The sequence below is a fragment of the Ruegeria sp. AE4 genome (genome assembly GCF_056542185.1).
Genome location: NZ_JBQFZK010000014.1, coordinates 1 through 16814 on the forward strand (window position 1 = coordinate 1; position 16814 = coordinate 16814).

Genomic DNA, 16814 nt, shown 5'->3' on the forward strand with positions numbered 1-16814 from the left:
CGAAGCCGAAGCCGAAGCCGAAGCCGAAGCCGAAGCCGAAGCCGAAGCCGAAGCCGAAGCCGAAGCCGAAGCCGAAGCCGAAGCCGAAGCCCCGGTCACTGAAAAGACCGTCGAACGCGTAGTTGAAAAACGTGGCGGTTTCGTTCCGGCCCTGTTGGGGGGCGCGCTGGCTGCCGTTGCAGGTTTCGCGCTGGGCAACGGAGGGCTGTTGCCAACCAGCCCGGACAACTCGGGAGCGCTGGCAGAGCTGGAAGCAAAGCTGACAGAGCAGTCGGACCAGATCGCCAAACTGTCACAGGCGCTTGCAAACAGCCCTGATGTGTCTGGACTGGCAGATCAGGTCAAAACGTTGTCGGACAAGCTGACACCGGTTGAAGGCGACCTGAGCACGGTAAAATCCTCGGTCGATGCGCTGTCCGGTCAGGTCGCGCCATTGACGGACCGGATCGCTGCGCTGGAAAAAGCCCCGATTGCCTCCACTGCCTCGCCCGAGGCAACCGCCGCGTTTGAGGCGGAACTGAAGAAACTTCAGGATTCGCTGGCAGCGCAACGGGCTGAAGTCGAAAAAATGGTTTCGGACGCTCAGGCCCTTGAAGCGAAAGCCTCGGCAGAAGCACAAGCCGCAACGAATGCTGCCACTCTGGCGCGCCTGCGTGGGCAGCTGGATACCGGCCAGCCTTTTTCGGAACTGGTTGCTGAATTGAAGGCAGGCGGCGTGAATGTGCCGGACGCCCTGTCCGGCCCGTCGGAAAAAGGCGTGGAAACACTGACCGCGCTTCGGGCGTCGTTCGAGCCTGCGGCGCGAGATGCATTGGCCGAGGCGCGCGAGGCTGAAAAAGGAACGGGTTTGGTCGCCTTCCTGCAACGCCAAACGGGCGCCCGTTCCGTCACGCCTCAGGAAGGTGATGGTCCAGACGCTGTTCTGTCGCGCGCGCAGGCTGCGCTGGCAGATGGCGACCTGACCAAAGCGTTGAATGAACTGAAATCACTTCCCGAAGTGGCGCGGGCTGCGATGGCCGATTGGGAGCAGGCGGCCGGGATACGAGCCGCCGCCGTTGACGCCGTGAATACGCTGGCTTCCAGCCTGAACTCGAACTGAAGGACCTGCCATGCTGTGGTCATTGTTTAAGATCCTCGTTTTTGTTGCGATTATCGGCCTGCTGGCGCTGGGCGGTCACTTCCTGATGCAAACCAGTGGTGGGGTGCAGATCACGGTCGCGGGCACGGAATTCACCCTTGGGCCGCTTCAGTCGGTGATTGCGCTGGGTGTTCTGGTATTTGCGGTCTGGCTGTTCTTCAAACTGCTCAGCCTTTTGGTTGCGACGCTCAAATTCCTCAACGGCGACGAAACCGCCCTGTCGCGTTATTTCGACCGCAGCCGGGAACAGCGCGGCTATCAGGCGCTGGCCGATGGGTTGATGGCGTTGGCCTCGGGCGAGGGGCGCATTGCCATGACCAAGGCCAGTAAAGCCGAAAAGCTGTTGAACAAGCCGGAACTGACGGATCTACTGGTGGCGCAGGCTGCCGAGATGACGGGTGACACCAAGAAAGCTTCGGACACCTACAAGAAACTGGTGACAAACAGTGCGACCCGGTTTGTCGGGGTGCGTGGTATCATGAAACAGAAGCTTGCCGAAGGAGATGATGAAACCGCCCGCAAGCTGGCCGAAAAGGCACTGGCCATCAAACCGCGCCACGAAGAAACACAGGATGTTCTGCTGAATTTGCAGACCAAGGCGCAGGATTGGGCCGGTGCCCGGTCGACGCTGACGTCCAAATTGAAAGCAGGGTATCTGCCGCGCGACGTATTCAAACGCCGCGATGCGGTTCTGGCACTGTCCGAAGCCAAAGGAATCCTGGATGAGGGCGCAACTGTCGAGCAACAGGAGCGCGCGATCGAAGCCAATCGCCTGTCGCCCGATCTGGTGCCTGCCGCCGCAATGGCGGCCCGCGCGTATATCGCCAAGGGGAAGTCCCGGGCAGCGACCAAGATCCTGAAAAAAGCGTGGGAGGTTCGTCCGCATCCGGATCTGGCCCATGCCTTTGCCGAGATCGAGCCGGATGAAACCCCGGAACAAAGGGTCAGGCGTTTCACGGCACTGACCCGCGTTCATCCTGAAAACATGGAAACTCGTTTGATCCTGGCCGAGCTGAACATTGTGGCCGAAGACTTTCCCGAAGCCCGCCGTGCCTTGGGTGATGTTGTCGAAATACGAGGTGATGCGCGGGCCTATACATTGATGGCTGCCGTTGAGCGCGGCGAGGGTGCCACGGACGCTGTTGTCCAAGGTTGGCTTGCCAAGGCACTGAACGCGCCGCGCGGCCCGCAATGGGTGTGCGACAACTGTCATGACATTCAACCCGAATGGGGACCTGTCTGTCAGAACTGCCACAGCTTCGATACGCTCAGCTGGCAGACGCCACAGACACCCGAGATTTCAACAGCAACTGGGGTTCACATGTTGCCCCTGATCGTCGGTGCACTTGAAAACCAGACTGAAGAACCCGAAACAGTCGAGCCTGCGGAAGACGACGATGTGGTTGAAGTCACAGTGGATGCCGTAGAGGTCGCGGACGATGCAGAGGCTCAGAAACAGGTCTGAGCCCTGCTGTTGCTAACTGTGAATTGTCGCAATCAATTCGGTTTGCTAACGTCATCCTCGCGTCGGGGAGGGCGTTCAAATCCAAATGCTGGACTACTCTCACAACACTTGGTTGGTGGTGGCTTCGCTTGCCGTGGCGCTCATGGCCGGGTTCACGGGTCTGTACCTGACGCATGGCGCGTCCAGGCTGGATAGCCAGCGACGCAAGTTCGTGGTGGCATTGGCCGCTGTCATTCTGGGCGGCGGCATCTGGTCGATGCATTTCGTGGCGATGCTGGGGCTGCAACTGCCAATCCTGTTCTACTATGATGCCCTGATCACCCTGATGTCGGCACTGGTCGCGATCCTGATGGTAGGGCTGGCGTTGCTGCTGCTGCATTTCCGACCGCGTTCGGTTCAGACGATGATCGGATCTGGTGTGGTTGTCGGACTGGGCATCGTCGCGATGCACTATGTCGGGATGGCTGGTATGCAGCTTTGCCGCCCCGTCTATGATGTTTTCGACGTTGCTCTGTCAGCGCTGGCATCGGTAATCTTGTCGGTGTCTGCAATTTGGGTGGCTTATGGCAACCGGACTCAACGAAACATCCTGCTCGGCACGGTTTGTTTCGGGCTGGCGGTGTTCACCATGCATTTTGTTGCCACGGGCCTTACGGATTTCGTCGCGAGCGACAGCCTCGGTGGTGCGGGTCCTGCGCTGGATAATCAGGTTTTGGCAATGGGGGTGACGGTATCCGTCTTTCTGATCTGTGGTGCTTTCCTGTTGACCGGTATCACGTTCATAGAGCCAAAGCCCGTGACTGCACTTGCCTCGGGACCTGTGTTGGAACCCGCCCCAATGCGCGCTGGTGTTCCGTATGAGCGCGAAGGCCAGACCTTATTTGCTCATCCCGCCCGGATCGCCGCAATTCGGGCCGAAGGGCATTACACGGTTCTCTATATGGATGCAGAGAAACTGTTCTGCCCCTGGTCGATCACCGATGCGGAAACGCGGCTTTTGCCCGAAGGGTTCCTGCGGGCGCATCGCAGTTATCTGGTGAACCCGAAACACGTCTCGCGCTTTGAACGTCACAAGGACAACGGCACCTGTTATTTCGATGGTGTTGACGCGTTGAGCAAGGTACCGGTCAGCCGGTCCCGCCTGACAGATATTCGCGAAGCACTGGGGGTGTAGGCGCAACTCGTGCAGTTCTTTCGCATTTCGTGAAACAAGCCTCGCGCTCCGTTTTCCTTAACTGGATCAGTTGAATCCACCGTTCTTTCCTTACCTCAGGTCCCCCAAGGCATATCGCCCGGACCCAGGGAGGAAAAACATGATACCAGCCGGCTTTGAGTATCACCGGCCAGGCGACATTGCCTCGGCCATCGGCATTCTACAGGAATATGGCGACGAGGCGCGCGTGATCGCGGGTGGGCACAGCCTGATCCCGATGATGAAGCTTCGGATGGCCGAGATGGGTCATCTGGTCGATCTTCAGGCCATTGAAGAACTAAAGGGGATAGAGGTCGGGCCTGACACCGTTACTTTGGGCGCGATGGTCACGCAGCACGAACTGATCACCCACAGCGGTCTGGCCGAAGCCATTCCGCTGATCCGCGAGGCGGCACTTCAGATTGCGGATCCGCAAGTGCGGTACATGGGCACTGTCGGTGGCAATGTAGCCAATGGTGACCCGGGCAATGACATGCCGGGTCTGATGCAATGCTTGAACGCCTCGTTCGAATTGTCCGGCCCGGACGGGAACCGGACAGTTGCCGCGCGTGATTTTTATGAGGCCGCGTATTTCACTGCCCGCGAAGACGAAGAAATCCTGATCCGGATTTCGATCCCTGTACCGGGTGCAGGCGTGGGGCAGGCCTATCAAAAGCAGAAGCGCAAGATAGGGGATTATGCGACCGCCGCGGCGGCTGTGATGGTTGGCAACGGTCAGGCCTCGGTTGCGATGACCAATCTGGCCGACACGCCCATCTGGTCGGATGAGGCCAGCACCGCGCTGGCCGGGGGTGATGTCGAAGGGTGCGTTGCCGCAATGCTAGACGCAATCGATCCGGTCGCTGATAATCGCGGCCCCGTCGAATTCAAGAAACACGTGGCAGCCGTGGTGCTGCGCCGCGCCATCGACCGTGCGCAAAGCCGCGCGGGCTGAGGGGGAGGGAACCAATGTCGAAAATGCATGTCAAACTGACCGTAAACGGCAAGCAGGTTGAAGGTCTGGCCGAGCCGCGCACGCTGCTGATCCACTTCCTGCGGGAAGATCTGAAAATCACCGGCCCGCATATCGGGTGTGAAACCAGCCATTGCGGTGCCTGCACGGTGGATATCGACGGCAAGTCGGTCAAATCCTGCACCGCCTTTGTAGCGCAGGTAAACGGTGCTGAGATCACAACCGTTGAGGGGCTGACCAATGATGATGGCAGCCTTGGAGTGTTGCAGGAAATGTTCCGCGAACATCACGGGCTGCAATGTGGGTTCTGCACGCCGGGCATGATCACCCGGGCGCATCGTCTGCTGCAGGAAAACCCGAACCCGACCGAGGAGGAAATCCGTTTCGGCATGGCCGGAAACCTGTGCCGCTGCACGGGATACCAGAATATCGTCAAAGCGATCTCGGCCTCGGCTGATTTGCTCAATGCACAGAAGGAGGCCGCGGAATGACCGACCAGACCCTGACCCCCGAAGAACGCGCTGCCAACCTTAAAGGTATGGGCTGCACCCGAAAGCGCGTCGAGGACGTGCGTTTCACTCAAGGCAAGGGTAATTACGTTGATGACATCAAGCTGGACGGGATGCTGTTTGGCGATTTTGTGCGCTCCCCCTATGCCCATGCCCGCGTCGTCAGCGTGAACAAAGAGGCGGCCTTGGCACTGCCCGGCGTGATCGCCGTTTTGACCGCCGAAGACCTGTCGCCTTTGGGATTGCACTGGATGCCGACACTGGCCGGTGACAAGCAGATGGTGCTGGCCGATGGCAAGGTGTTGTTTCAGGGCCAGGAAGTTGCCTATGTCGTGGCCGAAGACCGCTATGTCGCGGCAGATGCCGTTGAACTGGTCGAGGTCGAATACGAAGAGCTTCCAGTCATCACGGACCCGTTCGAATCGTTGAAGTCGGACGTGGTGCTCCGCGAAGACCTGGAAGGTCAGACCGAAGGCGCACATGGACCGCGTAAACATCACAACCACATCTTTACGTGGGAACAGGGCGACAAGGACGCGACCGAAGCCGTGCTGGCCGAGGCTGACGTGGTCGCCGAAGAGATGATCTATTACCACCGCACCCACCCGTGCCCGCTTGAGACCTGCGGTTGCGTGGCGTCGATGGACAAGGTGACTGGCAAGCTGACGCTTTACGGGACGTTCCAGGCCCCTCATGCAATCCGGACAGTAGTGTCGCTGATTTCGGGGCTGGCCGAGCATAATATCCGCGTGATCAGCCCCGATATCGGTGGTGGGTTTGGCAACAAGGTGGGGGCCTACGCAGGCTATGTGTGTTCGGTGGTGGCCTCGATCGTTACCGGCAAGCCGGTGAAATGGGTCGAGGACCGGATGGAAAACCTGATGTCCACTGCCTTTGCCCGCGACTACTGGATGCAGGGGAAGATTGCTGCCACCAAGGAAGGCAAGATCACTGGATTGTGGTGTCACACCACTGCGGATCATGGCGGTTTCGACGCTTGTGCCGACCCGACCAAATTCCCTGCCGGGTTCATGAATATCTGCACCGGGTCTTATGACATCCCGACTGCCTATCTGGCGGTAGATGGTGTCTATACCAACAAGGCGCCGGGCGGTGTGGCCTATCGCTGTTCCTTCCGCGTGACCGAAGCCGCCTATTTCATCGAACGCATGATCGAGGTTCTGGCCATCAAGCTGAACATGGATGCGGCCGAGTTGCGTCGGATCAACTTCATCAAGGCAGATCAGTTTCCCTATCAATCCGCGCTGGGCTGGGAATATGACTCGGGCGATTATCACACCGCTTGGGACAAAGCGCTGAAGGCTGTGAACTATGAGGGTCTGCGGGCGGAACAGGCGCAGCGGATCGCGGATTTCAAGGAAGGAAAAACGCGCAAGCTGCTGGGCATCGGCCTGACGCATTTCACGGAAATCGTCGGAGCCGGACCGGTGAAGAACTGCGATATCCTCGGGCTGGGGATGTTCGACAGCTGCGAGATTCGCATTCATCCGACCGGATCAGCGATTGCGCGGCTGGGGACGATCAGTCAAGGGCAGGGCCACGCCACAACCTTTGCCCAGATCATCGCCAGTGAAATCGGCCTGCCCGCCGATGACATCACGCTGGAAGAGGGTGACACGGATACCGCGCCTTACGGGCTTGGGACCTATGGATCCCGGTCCACTCCGGTCGCTGGCGCGGCCACGGCAATGGCGGCCCGCAAAATTCGGGCAAAAGCCCAGATGATCGCGGCCTATCTGCTGGAGGTACACGACAATGACGTCGAATGGGACGTGGATCGCTTTGCTGTCAAAGGCGCGCCGGAGCGGTTCAAGACCATGAAGGAAATCGCATTCGCCGCCTATAATCAGGCCATTCCTGGGCTGGAGCCGGGTCTGGAGGCCGTCAGTTACTATGACCCGCCCAATATGACTTATCCGTTCGGAGCCTATATCTGTGTCATGGAGATTGACGTGGATACTGGTGAATGGGAAGTCCGGCAGTTCTATGCGCTGGATGACTGCGGTACTCGGATCAACCCGATGATCATCGAGGGGCAGGTCCATGGGGGTGTGACCGAGGCACTGGCCATCGCGATGGGTCAGGAGATTGCCTATGATGACATGGGCAATGTGAAAACCGGTACGCTGATGGACTTTTTCCTGCCAACCGCGTGGGAGACGCCGAACTATACCACTGACCATACGGTGACCCCATCCCCGCACCATCCGATTGGCGCAAAGGGTGTGGGGGAAAGCCCGAATGTCGGCGGTGTGCCTGCGTTCTCGAACGCAGTGCATGACGCGTTCCGGCCTTTTGGGTTGGTGCAGAGCCATATGCCGCACGATCACTGGCGGATTTGGAAGATTGCCAATGGTCTGGGGATGCATGGGTGATTGGGATCGGACCGGCTGTTGCCGGTCCGACCGACGGAGGGGGCTCTGCCCCCTCCGAACCTCCCCCGGGATATTTGGGGCCAGATGAAGATAGGATCCTGGATTTGACCTTGAACGACGTGCAGAACGGGTTGGCCGAGCAGGGCTATGTTGCCGATGATCGGTTGGTCATGGCGCTGCATCTGGCGCAGAAACTTGGGCGCCCGTTGTTGCTGGAGGGGCCGGCGGGTGTGGGGAAAACCGAAGTTGCGAAAGCGGTGGCAGCCTGGCGCGATACGCGATTGATACGTCTGCAATGCTACGAAGGTCTGGATGCCAGTCATGCCATCTATGAATGGAACTATCAGCGACAGCTATTGGCGATCCGGGCGAGCGAAGCGCAAGGCGGCGTCGCGGAGGCGCAGCTGTTTTCGGATGAATATTTGCTGAAAAGGCCTTTGTTAGAGGCTATCTCGGAAACGAAACCTCCGGTTCTGTTGATTGATGAGATTGATCGGGCGGATGAGGAGTTCGAAGCCTATCTTCTGGAAATCCTGTCAGACTTTCAGATCACCATACCCGAGTTGGGAACGGTGCAGGCACATGTGCGGCCTGTCGTCATTCTGACGGCCAACGGGACGCGGGATTTGTCGGATGCGCTGCGCAGAAGGTGTTTGTACAGCTTTCTTGACTATCCTTCGAGGGAGACCGAACTGGCAATCCTGCGGGCGCGACTGCCTGAAATCGAGGGGATTCTGGCGCGTCAGATCATCGGTGTTGTACAGGCGCTGCGTCAGGAAGATCTTGAGAAGAAACCGGGCATCGCCGAAATGCTGGATTGGGCAGCAGCCCTGTCCGGGTTGGGTGTCAATGATCTGGCCAAATCCCGCGAAGACGTCCAGGCGACGCTGGTGTGTTTGCTGAAAACTGCCGCAGATTACAATGCGGCACCGCCCGAGGTGATGGATCGCCTGATTGGAAAGGTCGCGTGATGCAGGTTACGCGCTTTCCCTCTCGGGCCTCGGGTCTTGCCGACCGTATGTCGGGTTTCATAGCGCATTTGCGAATGAACGGTATGCAATTGGGGGCGTCGGATGCGGGGGACGTGCTTGCCGCCTTGTCCGAAGTGGATGCAACGGATGCCAAACAGGCCCGGCAAGCCATGTGCGCGGTATTGACCGGAGATGCGGAAGATTGGCGCCGATTTGATGAACTGTTCGACGCCTATTGGTTCAACGCTGGCGCACAGCGTTCGGGAAAAGCGAAAAACAAGCATGTGCGGGTGCAGTCCGCCAAGCCAATGATCTGGCAGACCAGAACTCAGGGTGAGGACGAACCACGATCCGGGTCGGAGCAAGAGGCCACTCTGCCTGACTGCGGTGAAGGGGAAGCCGAAGGGGTGGACGGCAAGTTGATCGCCACGCGAACGGCCAACCTGTCACGCCGGGACTTGCGAGAGTTGATGGACGAAGAGGCCCTAAAACAGGCTGAAACAGCCGCGCTGACCTTGGCGCGGGCATTTCGGGACAGGCGATCGCGCCGCCGGAAACGGGCGTTGCGCGGGGCTGTTCTGGATATGCGCCGAATACAGCGCGCCAGTCTGGCGCGTGGCGGTGAGCCGCTGGACCTGTATCGCCGAGCGCGGCCACCGCGCCCGATGCGGATTGTGGCATTGTGCGACGTTAGTGGTTCGATGACCGCGTACTCACGCGTGTTTCTGGCTTTTCTGAAAGGGTTGACCGGCAGCGGGATCGAGGCAGATGCGTATTTGTTTCACACGCGATTGATGCGGGTAACAGATGCGTTGCGCGACCATGACACCCTCCGGGCTGCGGGGCGATTGTCGCTGATGGCCGAAGGCTTCGGCGGCGGTACCGATATTTCCGGCAGTCTGGAGCGATTTCTGTCGGGATACGGCGCGCGGGCACTGAACGGGCGTACTGTCGTCCTGATCCTGTCGGACGGATATTGCAGTTCTGATCCGCAGGCTCTGGGGGATATGCTGGCGCGTATCAGGCGCAAGGCACGCCGGATCGTCTGGCTGAACCCCTTGAAGGGCTGGAAGGACTATCAACCTATTGCGGCAGCGATGCAGGCGGCTGAACCCTATCTGGATGCGCATTTGCCGGCCAATACACTGGATGCATTGGCAGCGCTTGAGCCGCAGTTCCAAAAGCTGTGAAAGGAGTCTGACCTTGGCGAATTTCGACATTTTTGACACCATCGATCAGCTGCGCGGAACCGGAGAGGCCTTTTGTGTGGCGACGGTTTTGCGCACGGCGGATGCGACCTCGGCCAAAGCTGGGGGGAAGGCGGCGATTACCCAGGCGGGTGAAATCCTGGGGCATCTAGGCGGGGCTTGTGTGCAGCGCGCAGTCCGGGCCGCGGCGCAACAAGCTTGGGCGTCCGGGGCACCGCAGATTATCCGTGTCAAACCTTCGGAAAAGGTGGTGAACATGACGGATCCCGATGGTGTTCAAACGTTCAAAAGTGGGTGCCCGTCCGGTGGTACAGTCGATCTTTTGGTCGAACCCTATCAACACGCGCCCCGGCTGGTGATTTTCGGCGAGGGGTTGATTGCCAAAGCTCTGGCAGCGCATGGATCGCTGGCCGGATTTCGCACGGCTGTCGAGGATGGGCTTGATATTGCTGGAAACCATGTGCGGTTTGCCTTGGCACATGTCGATGCGCTGGGTGTGGAGCCGCGGGACTTTGTCGTGGTGGCTGCGCAGGGGCGCAGCGATGCATCCGCTTTGAAGGCTGCATTGGAAACCGATGCGGCACGCGTGTCGATGGTGGCCAGTCGCCGCAAGGCAGCTACGCTGACTGCAAAGCTTATCGCCCAGGGATTGGACCCTTTGAAGGTCGCGCGCCTGAAATCTCCGGCGGGCTTGGACATACATGCCATAGATCCGCATGAAATCGCCCTGTCGATTTTGGCCGAAATCGTGATGTGGCGGAACGGTGAAAAGGCGGCAAAGGGGTCGCATGATGAAAAGCTTGCTTGAACACCTTTGCCACATGTGGCCTGCGTGGCTGGCTCAAAGGATAGAAACGGCTGCAACGTGCCTATTTCCAAGATGTTGTTGAACAAAGGAAAGACCTGAATGGAACTGACTGATGAAATCCGTATCGCAGCGCCACGGGACGTCGTTTACCGTGCGCTTAACGATCCCGACATTTTGATGGAATGCATCCCGGGATGTGAGGAACTGACGCAGAAATCACCAACCGAGCTTGAGGCGAAAGTTGTTCTGAAAATAGGCCCGGTCAAAGCGCGCTTTGCAGGTGAAGTCACGTTGGACACAGCCAATGCACCAAATGGGTTCTCTCTGATGGGTGAAGGCAAGGGCGGGGCGGCTGGATTTGCCAAGGGCGGCGCAGACGTGTCGTTGACCGAAGAAGGGGACGAAACCGTACTGAAATACACGGCGAAAGTTGATGTTGGCGGCAAGATCGCGCAACTCGGCAGTCGGTTGATTGCAGGAACCGCCAAGAAGTTGTCGGCAAAGTTCTTTACGCGGTTCGGAGAGATTGTGTCAGAGCAGTCGGCGGCATGATCCGGGGCATCCATAGCCGAGAGGTTGTCAAAGAAGGAACCACTGTCGACACGCCGGGGAAACCCGCCCTAAACAGAATGTGTGGCAATCGGCGGTGCCTGCAAATACCCAGTCAGGACAACACCCTTCAGCGAGAGCTGCGAACACCCCTGTCAACGGGGGGTTGAAAATCGGGTTCTGCCCATAAAAAATTGGCTTTTCCCGAAATAACCGGTAGGTTTTCTGCAAAAGGTGGAAAACACCGGAGGCAGTAAGAGAGCAGATGTCACAGGCAAAAACTCGTGTTTTGCGGACCACGATACCTGCCGGTCTTGTCGGCAAACGGGACGGTCTTTTTTTCTTGTGGGGCGAGATTGAGCGTGCCCGTTTGAAAACTGAAGTCGGAGCCCGCCAGGATGCTGCAACGCCGGATGGGCCAAGTGCAAACATGGCTGGCGCAGCAAGGCGACTGGTACAGGTGCCGGTGGACGAGTTCATATTTTATTGATGGGCAACGTCTGGTTGGGAACAGCGGGATCTATCCTTTTTCAAAGATCAGGATAACTTCGCCGAGGCGTATGCCAAAGCGTGAGACGTAAGCGCGGTTTAGCAGACGGTCCTTGGTCAGCAACCACATCCAGTCGTCAAAACTGACGCGCATCGTGCCATCTTTGACAGGCAGGTCAATTTTGTATTTCCAGTTGAAGGTGTCGCCCCTTTCGGTCCCGCTGGCGGTTCCCAGCACACCGGGTGCAGTACCAGCCCACGTGTCATCACCAGTCTTTGTCAACGTCCAGATGCGCTGTTCAGTTGCGCCGTCGTCGTAGATAAAATCCTCGACCAGTGTCAGGGTTTTCCCGTCCCATGTGCCGTCGATATCGACTTCAAACCTGCGTGGAACATTCCCCAACACATCCTGAAACTGCCCGTAAGCTACGGTCTTTCCGTCGAAGAATTCCTCGAGGTTCAGTTGCCGTTCAGACAGAAAAGTTGTCGGAACCTTCGGTTTGCCGGAGCAGGCAGCCAGAAGAGCAAGGCTTGCGACGGCAACACATGTAATCAGAGAGCGACCTGTGATCATTGCACCAGCTGCCTTTCTGAAGTGATGCTGTACTCATTTGCGCCACTTACGTGGATCGGATGTGATTTGAGGTTCGGGCGCATTGTTGCAACGAGCTCAGCAACCTTGATGCCAAACTTACGCATCTCGGAACGATTCATAATGACGCCATGTTCTGTCAAATACATCCAGTCTGTAACATCCAGCGTGTGTCCTCCTGCGTCCTTGGGCAGAATGATCCTGTAGGTCAGCTTGATCGTTGCGCCGGATATCGTGCCGTGACCTTCGCCAACGATATCCTCTGCCGTTGCCGTAAACGTATTTCTGGTGCCCAGCGTCAGATACCACTTACGGTTCATCTTTTTGCCATTTGAGTACGTGAAAAACTCGGAAAGTGTGCCTGTGTTCCCATTCCACTCACCAACCATGCGGGCCACAAAGCTGTTCGACATCCTGCCATTGGGGCCATAGATCAGACCTTCGGACAGGATTTCACCGTTCAGATGCTTCTTCAGCGAAAAAGTGGGCCCGGTACCGGCATAGTCTGACGGGCTCTGCGCACGAAAGCTCAGCAGTCGGGCGCGGACAAACATTGCAATCAGCAGAGCCAGCAGGATGATGGCGAAAGCATTCATTTGCTTGTGACCTCGGTTGGCAGGGTCAGGACCATTCCAAAGGCCCCAAGTTTCAGGATGCAGGGCAGCACCGCGTAGGCGAGATTGAGTGTATCAAGCGCTTGGGCGGAATTGGTTTGACCGGGGGTGAAGCCACTGCGGTCCAGCAATGGCAGGGTAAAAAAGGCTGCCAGGGCCAGGCCCAGCTTGCCAGCAAAGGACCAGATACCAAACGCTGTGGACGCGTTAAGACCAGCTCGGGTCAATGTGACCGAAAACATGGCGGGCAGCACGACCATATCCGCGCCCAGAGCGGCACCCGAGGCGAGGCAAATCACCGCAAAACCGGTGAGGTTCCCAGCGCTCAGTGTGGCGGCACCGATAAATCCCGCGATGGAAAGCGGCATTGCAATCATCAGTGTCTGTTTCGGGCCAATTTGGTTACTGAGTTTTGCCCAAAGCGGCACGCTTACGCCCGCGCTGAGGAAAAACAGGATCAACAGTGGCCCGGCTTTACCCTGCAATTGCAATCGGTCCTCTACGAAAAATAAAAACAGGGTCGATGTAATGGCCACGGGTAGGCTGTTGATCAAAGCCAGCACCAAAAGACGCAAACCTCCGGCCTGGCCCAGGCTTGAGAAAGACAGACCGGATCCGGTGATTGCGGGCCGCCGCCAGATCGGAACGGTCAACAAAAGGGTTGCGACCGATAGCAGACCCAGAAACAGACCAAACGCGGGATAGCCTTGCGCGTGGGCTCCGACAGCAACAAAAAGGGCAGGGGCACTTGCCGCGATGATAACGCCTGTCAGTTGTCCGCCTTCCCGATAAGCGGCGAGTGTCATCAACTCCTTCGCGTCAGCGCGTTTCGCCAGCGTCGCACTTCGCCCGTAGAGCAGGATAGTCCCCAGGCTATAAGCCGAAAACAACAGCATCAGAAGAACAACCAGCGTCAGCACATCTGTTCCCTGTTGCAGGCTGAACAGCACCGGGAATCCAATGGCAAGGCCGAGTGCTGCCATGGACGCAAAGACAAGCTGGCCACCGGGCCATCTATCTATCGCCCAACCGATCAGTGGGTCCTGTACCAGATCGACCAATCGGATCATCAGCAAGACGGTGCCAATCACCCCCAGTCCAATGCCTAGATTCACCGCCGCAAAACGCGGTAGATGAATGTATAGCGGGATGCCCGCCGCAGCGAGCATCAGCGCATACAAGCTGACCCGAGGGTAAAGCATCAATTTCCCTGAAGCATTTGGGTGAAGGACGCCGACCGCGTGTTTTCGCCAAGGAAAACCGACATGAAACTGCGTTTGATGCCCGGATATGCCATTGTGCAGGTCTTTCGACCGTTCAGCCAGAAACTGACCTTGTCTGGCCCGTCGGACACCGCCAGATAGCTGTCACCCTTGGTGACACCTTTAAAACATACATCCAGTTGGTCGCCAATCGGGGCAGGGTGGCCGACGCGTTTCATCTCGTCGAGCGTCGAGTTGACCAGCGCATTCTTCTTGATGCTTTTACGGTATGTCAGCTGAAGCCCGAAATCTTCACTCCAACTAAATGACGCACCTTTGGGTGTGTAAAGCTTGGCGTCGTAGATCGGAAACCCGAGATAGCGGAAGGTTGCAGTGCCAAGAAGCTGTGCACCATCCAACTCTTCCGTCACAGGCGAGGCAAACAACCCAGTGGGGGCCAGCAAGGAAAGGCTCAGAAGGGTCGCGCGCCGCATCCCGCTATTCGGCGGCAACAGAGATGGCCGGATCTTGTCCAAGAATGGCATATTCAGCTCCGATCGTTTGCGGGGTGCCATTTATCCGTTCAACAACATGCATCGCGCTGGCGATCCCGTCTTCGTGAAATCCGTGCCGGTTATACGCACCGGCGAACCAGGTTCGGTTCTGTCCTTGTATCTCGCGAATATGCCCCTGTGCTTTCAGGGCGGCTTTGTCGAATACCGGGTGGGCAAATTCGACCTGATCATAGATTTTATCCGCTGGAATCTCTGTTGGGGCGTTCAGCGTCACAAAAAGCGGGTCGTTGTCCGGTATGTTCTGTAGTCGATTCATCCAATATGTAACGCCTACGTCTCCGGCCTGTGATCGATAGGTCCAGCTGGACCAGCATGCACGCCGTTTTGGCATCTGACCAGGATCACAATGCAGGGTGGCGGTGTTGGGTTGGTACCGAATTGCGCCCAGTGCAGCGGTTTCCGCCGGGGTGGCATTCCCGCCCAAAATGGCAAGCGACTGGTCAGAGTGGGTAGCCAGGATGATCTCATCAAACTGATCCACCGCACCCTGACTGCGGACCGTGACACCTGTATCACTCCGGGAGATGTTCTGAACCGGACTGGTCAAACGGATTGCCGCCCCTCGTGCCCGTAGGGCGGCATCGATCCGGCGGACATATTCGATACTGCCACCTTTAACTGTGTACCACTGGTGTTGATTTGCGCGGCCACTGGCCAGAAGGGCGTGATTTCGAAAGAACTGCACCAATGAGCGTGCAGGGAACTGATCCACCAGTTCAACCGGAGTTGACCAGATCGCCCCACACATTGGCATCAGATAGTTGTGGCGGAACCAGTGTCCCAGACGAAGCTGATCCACCAACTCACCAATCGTGGTGTCGTCATCTCTTGCAGCCTCCGGAGCCTTTTTGCCAAAGCGCAGAATGTCGGCAATCATCTTGTAATAGGCAGGGCGCGCAAGATTGCGCCTCTGCGCGGTCAGGGTGCGCAGATTGTTCAAACCATATTCGATACGACCATTGTCGATTGTCGCGCCAAAACTCATTTCGCTTTCGATCACGGGAACATTGAGCTCATCAAAAAGTCGGGTCAGAAAAGGATAGGTTGCGTAGTTGAAGACGATGAAACCAGTATCCACCGGTTGATCGCCGTTCTTCCCGGCCATGACTGTGCGGGCATGGCCACCTAACCGCGGTTCCGCCTCATAGAGGGTCACGTCATTGTTTTCTGAAAGGTAGTAGGCGGCTGAAAGGCCTGAAATACCTGCACCAACAACTGCGATTTTCTTCCGTACACCCTGGGTTTCGTCGAACATTCCAGCCTCGTTAAGTGGTTCTTAGAATGAAATACGCGGGGTAGGTGCAGCTGGATCAATCCGGTTGGAAGTTTTGTCAGAAGCGCGATCGCATTTGATCCAACTACGTCACGGGCCCGTAGAATATGAAACATGACTGAATCGGCCCGCGCATGAGCAGCTTTGACGGAAAAACCTATTGGATCATCGGCGCAAGCGAAGGTTTGGGTCGTGCTTTGGCTAAGGCGCTAAGCGACAGGGGCGCGCATTTGATCTTGTCGGCGCGTAGTTCTGAACGTTTGGCTGACATCTGCTCCGAGCTTCCCAATGCCCGCGCGATCCGGTGCGATGTCACCGATTTAGACTCTGTTCGCGGGGCTGTGGCCGAGGCGGGTCTGGTCGATGGGCTGGTTTACAATGCCGGCGCGTATGACCCCGTGCGCTCGGCGGATTGGGATACAGAAGCGTCGCTCAGGATGGGTGATGTGAACTATCTGGGTGCTTTGCGTGTGTTGGGTGAAACCGTTCCGGACCTTGTCAAGGCAGGTCGGGGGGATATTACGCTGATCGGGTCGCTCGCGGGCTATCACGGGTTGCCAGCGGCCATCGGATATGGGGCCAGCAAGGCGGCACTGATTTCTCTGGCGGAAACGATGCGCCACGATCTGGCGGGCACCGGCGTGACCGTGCGGATCATTAATCCCGGCTTCATCAAGACCCGACTGACTGAGAAAAACAGCTTCAGGATGCCCATGCTGATGAGCCCCGAGGATGCGGCGGGTCGTGTGGTCAAGGCGATGTCGCGGCGCCGTTTCCGTACGGATTTTCCTGCACCATTCTCGTGGTTTATCCGTCTGATTGACTATCTGCCGGATCTGTTGGTGTACCGAGGGAAATAG

Annotated in this window: 16 protein-coding genes; 11 read left to right on the forward strand and 5 right to left on the reverse strand. The window is 57.7% G+C overall.

Translation table 11 applies throughout. The annotated features are described in order from the left end of the window. The 10 genes from ACR0EK_RS15435 to ACR0EK_RS15480 form a co-directional block, all read left to right on the forward strand. Positions 1-1099, forward strand: a 1099-nt coding sequence (locus ACR0EK_RS15435; RefSeq protein WP_480914833.1) for a COG4223 family protein, incomplete at its 5' end; no start/stop codon positions are given. A 10-nt stretch (positions 1100-1109) separates the two neighbouring features. Next, on the forward strand, positions 1110-2603 hold the full coding sequence (locus ACR0EK_RS15440) for a heme biosynthesis HemY N-terminal domain-containing protein (RefSeq protein ID WP_480967922.1): 1494 nt from the start codon (positions 1110-1112) through the stop codon (positions 2601-2603). A gap of 85 nt (positions 2604-2688) precedes the next feature. Beyond that, the gene (locus ACR0EK_RS15445; RefSeq protein ID WP_480914829.1) at positions 2689-3777 is read left to right on the forward strand and encodes an MHYT domain-containing protein; all 1089 of its coding nucleotides are present in this window, start codon (positions 2689-2691) and stop codon (positions 3775-3777) included. A 139-nt stretch (positions 3778-3916) separates the two neighbouring features. Beyond that, positions 3917-4750, forward strand: a complete 834-nt coding sequence (locus tag ACR0EK_RS15450) for an FAD binding domain-containing protein (RefSeq protein ID WP_209505219.1) — start codon at positions 3917-3919, stop codon at positions 4748-4750. A gap of 14 nt (positions 4751-4764) precedes the next feature. Further along, positions 4765-5259, forward strand: coding sequence for a (2Fe-2S)-binding protein (locus tag ACR0EK_RS15455; protein WP_480474462.1), 495 nt, complete (start codon positions 4765-4767; stop codon positions 5257-5259). Next, positions 5256-7673: an aerobic carbon-monoxide dehydrogenase large subunit gene (locus ACR0EK_RS15460; protein ID WP_480914827.1), complete on the forward strand. Its 2418-nt coding sequence runs from the start codon at positions 5256-5258 to the stop codon at positions 7671-7673. Before ACR0EK_RS15455 ends, ACR0EK_RS15460 begins: the two co-directional genes overlap by 4 nt. Positions 7674-7777: 104 nt before the next feature. After that, positions 7778-8644: an AAA family ATPase gene (locus ACR0EK_RS15465; protein WP_480487920.1), complete on the forward strand. Its 867-nt coding sequence runs from the start codon at positions 7778-7780 to the stop codon at positions 8642-8644. Further along, positions 8644-9834: a vWA domain-containing protein gene (locus ACR0EK_RS15470; protein ID WP_480773005.1), complete on the forward strand. Its 1191-nt coding sequence runs from the start codon at positions 8644-8646 to the stop codon at positions 9832-9834. Before ACR0EK_RS15465 ends, ACR0EK_RS15470 begins: the two co-directional genes overlap by 1 nt. 13 nt (positions 9835-9847) lie before the next feature. Then, positions 9848-10660 carry an XdhC family protein gene (locus ACR0EK_RS15475; RefSeq protein ID WP_480967923.1) on the forward strand — a complete coding sequence of 271 codons (813 nt, stop codon included), beginning with the start codon at positions 9848-9850 and terminating at the stop codon, positions 10658-10660. 99 nt (positions 10661-10759) lie between these two features. Then, complete coding sequence (locus tag ACR0EK_RS15480; RefSeq protein ID WP_480474467.1) at positions 10760-11212, forward strand: SRPBCC family protein; 453 nt, start codon at positions 10760-10762, stop codon at positions 11210-11212. A gap of 517 nt (positions 11213-11729) precedes the next feature. On the opposite strand, the gene ACR0EK_RS15485 is transcribed toward ACR0EK_RS15480, so the two are convergent. From ACR0EK_RS15485 to ACR0EK_RS15505, 5 genes are read right to left on the reverse strand one after another with little or no spacing between them, the layout of a single operon-like run. Then, positions 11730-12272, reverse strand: a complete 543-nt coding sequence (locus tag ACR0EK_RS15485) for a DUF3833 domain-containing protein (RefSeq protein ID WP_480898754.1) — start codon at positions 12270-12272, stop codon at positions 11730-11732. Next, positions 12269-12886: a DUF3833 domain-containing protein gene (locus tag ACR0EK_RS15490; RefSeq protein WP_480898756.1), complete on the reverse strand. Its 618-nt coding sequence runs from the start codon at positions 12884-12886 to the stop codon at positions 12269-12271. The genes ACR0EK_RS15485 and ACR0EK_RS15490 overlap by 4 nt, the downstream gene beginning before the upstream one ends. Next, positions 12883-14106 carry an MFS transporter gene (locus ACR0EK_RS15495; RefSeq protein WP_480898758.1) on the reverse strand — a complete coding sequence of 408 codons (1224 nt, stop codon included), beginning with the start codon at positions 14104-14106 and terminating at the stop codon, positions 12883-12885. The genes ACR0EK_RS15490 and ACR0EK_RS15495 overlap by 4 nt, the downstream gene beginning before the upstream one ends. Then, a complete protein-coding gene (locus ACR0EK_RS15500) occupies positions 14106-14651 on the reverse strand; it encodes a hypothetical protein (protein ID WP_480967924.1) in 546 nt (181 codons plus the stop codon). The genes ACR0EK_RS15495 and ACR0EK_RS15500 overlap by 1 nt, the downstream gene beginning before the upstream one ends. After that, positions 14605-15936: an NAD(P)/FAD-dependent oxidoreductase gene (locus ACR0EK_RS15505; RefSeq protein WP_480967925.1), complete on the reverse strand. Its 1332-nt coding sequence runs from the start codon at positions 15934-15936 to the stop codon at positions 14605-14607. Before ACR0EK_RS15505 ends, ACR0EK_RS15500 begins: the two co-directional genes overlap by 47 nt. A gap of 152 nt (positions 15937-16088) precedes the next feature. Between ACR0EK_RS15505 and ACR0EK_RS15510 the strand changes: the two genes are divergently transcribed. Further along, positions 16089-16814 carry an SDR family NAD(P)-dependent oxidoreductase gene (locus ACR0EK_RS15510; RefSeq protein ID WP_480967926.1) on the forward strand — a complete coding sequence of 242 codons (726 nt, stop codon included), beginning with the start codon at positions 16089-16091 and terminating at the stop codon, positions 16812-16814.

Excerpts from the sequence above, each read along its gene's own strand:
- ACR0EK_RS15440 (WP_480967922.1), top strand. The coding sequence starts at position 1,110 with ATGCTGTGGTCATTGTTTAAGATCCTCGTTTTTGTTGCGATTATCGGC.
- ACR0EK_RS15445 (WP_480914829.1), top strand. The coding sequence starts at position 2,689 with ATGCTGGACTACTCTCACAACACTTGGTTGGTGGTGGCTTCGCTTGCC.
- ACR0EK_RS15450 (WP_209505219.1), top strand. The coding sequence starts at position 3,917 with ATGATACCAGCCGGCTTTGAGTATCACCGGCCAGGCGACATTGCCTCG.
- ACR0EK_RS15455 (WP_480474462.1), top strand. The coding sequence starts at position 4,765 with ATGTCGAAAATGCATGTCAAACTGACCGTAAACGGCAAGCAGGTTGAA.
- ACR0EK_RS15460 (WP_480914827.1), top strand. The coding sequence starts at position 5,256 with ATGACCGACCAGACCCTGACCCCCGAAGAACGCGCTGCCAACCTTAAA.
- ACR0EK_RS15470 (WP_480773005.1), top strand. The coding sequence starts at position 8,644 with ATGCAGGTTACGCGCTTTCCCTCTCGGGCCTCGGGTCTTGCCGACCGT.
- ACR0EK_RS15480 (WP_480474467.1), top strand. The coding sequence starts at position 10,760 with ATGGAACTGACTGATGAAATCCGTATCGCAGCGCCACGGGACGTCGTT.
- ACR0EK_RS15485 (WP_480898754.1), bottom strand. The coding sequence starts at position 12,272 with ATGATCACAGGTCGCTCTCTGATTACATGTGTTGCCGTCGCAAGCCTT.
- ACR0EK_RS15490 (WP_480898756.1), bottom strand. The coding sequence starts at position 12,886 with ATGAATGCTTTCGCCATCATCCTGCTGGCTCTGCTGATTGCAATGTTT.
- ACR0EK_RS15495 (WP_480898758.1), bottom strand. The coding sequence starts at position 14,106 with ATGCTTTACCCTCGGGTCAGCTTGTATGCGCTGATGCTCGCTGCGGCG.
- ACR0EK_RS15500 (WP_480967924.1), bottom strand. The coding sequence starts at position 14,651 with ATGCCATTCTTGGACAAGATCCGGCCATCTCTGTTGCCGCCGAATAGC.
- ACR0EK_RS15505 (WP_480967925.1), bottom strand. The coding sequence starts at position 15,936 with ATGTTCGACGAAACCCAGGGTGTACGGAAGAAAATCGCAGTTGTTGGT.
- ACR0EK_RS15510 (WP_480967926.1), top strand. The coding sequence starts at position 16,089 with ATGAGCAGCTTTGACGGAAAAACCTATTGGATCATCGGCGCAAGCGAA.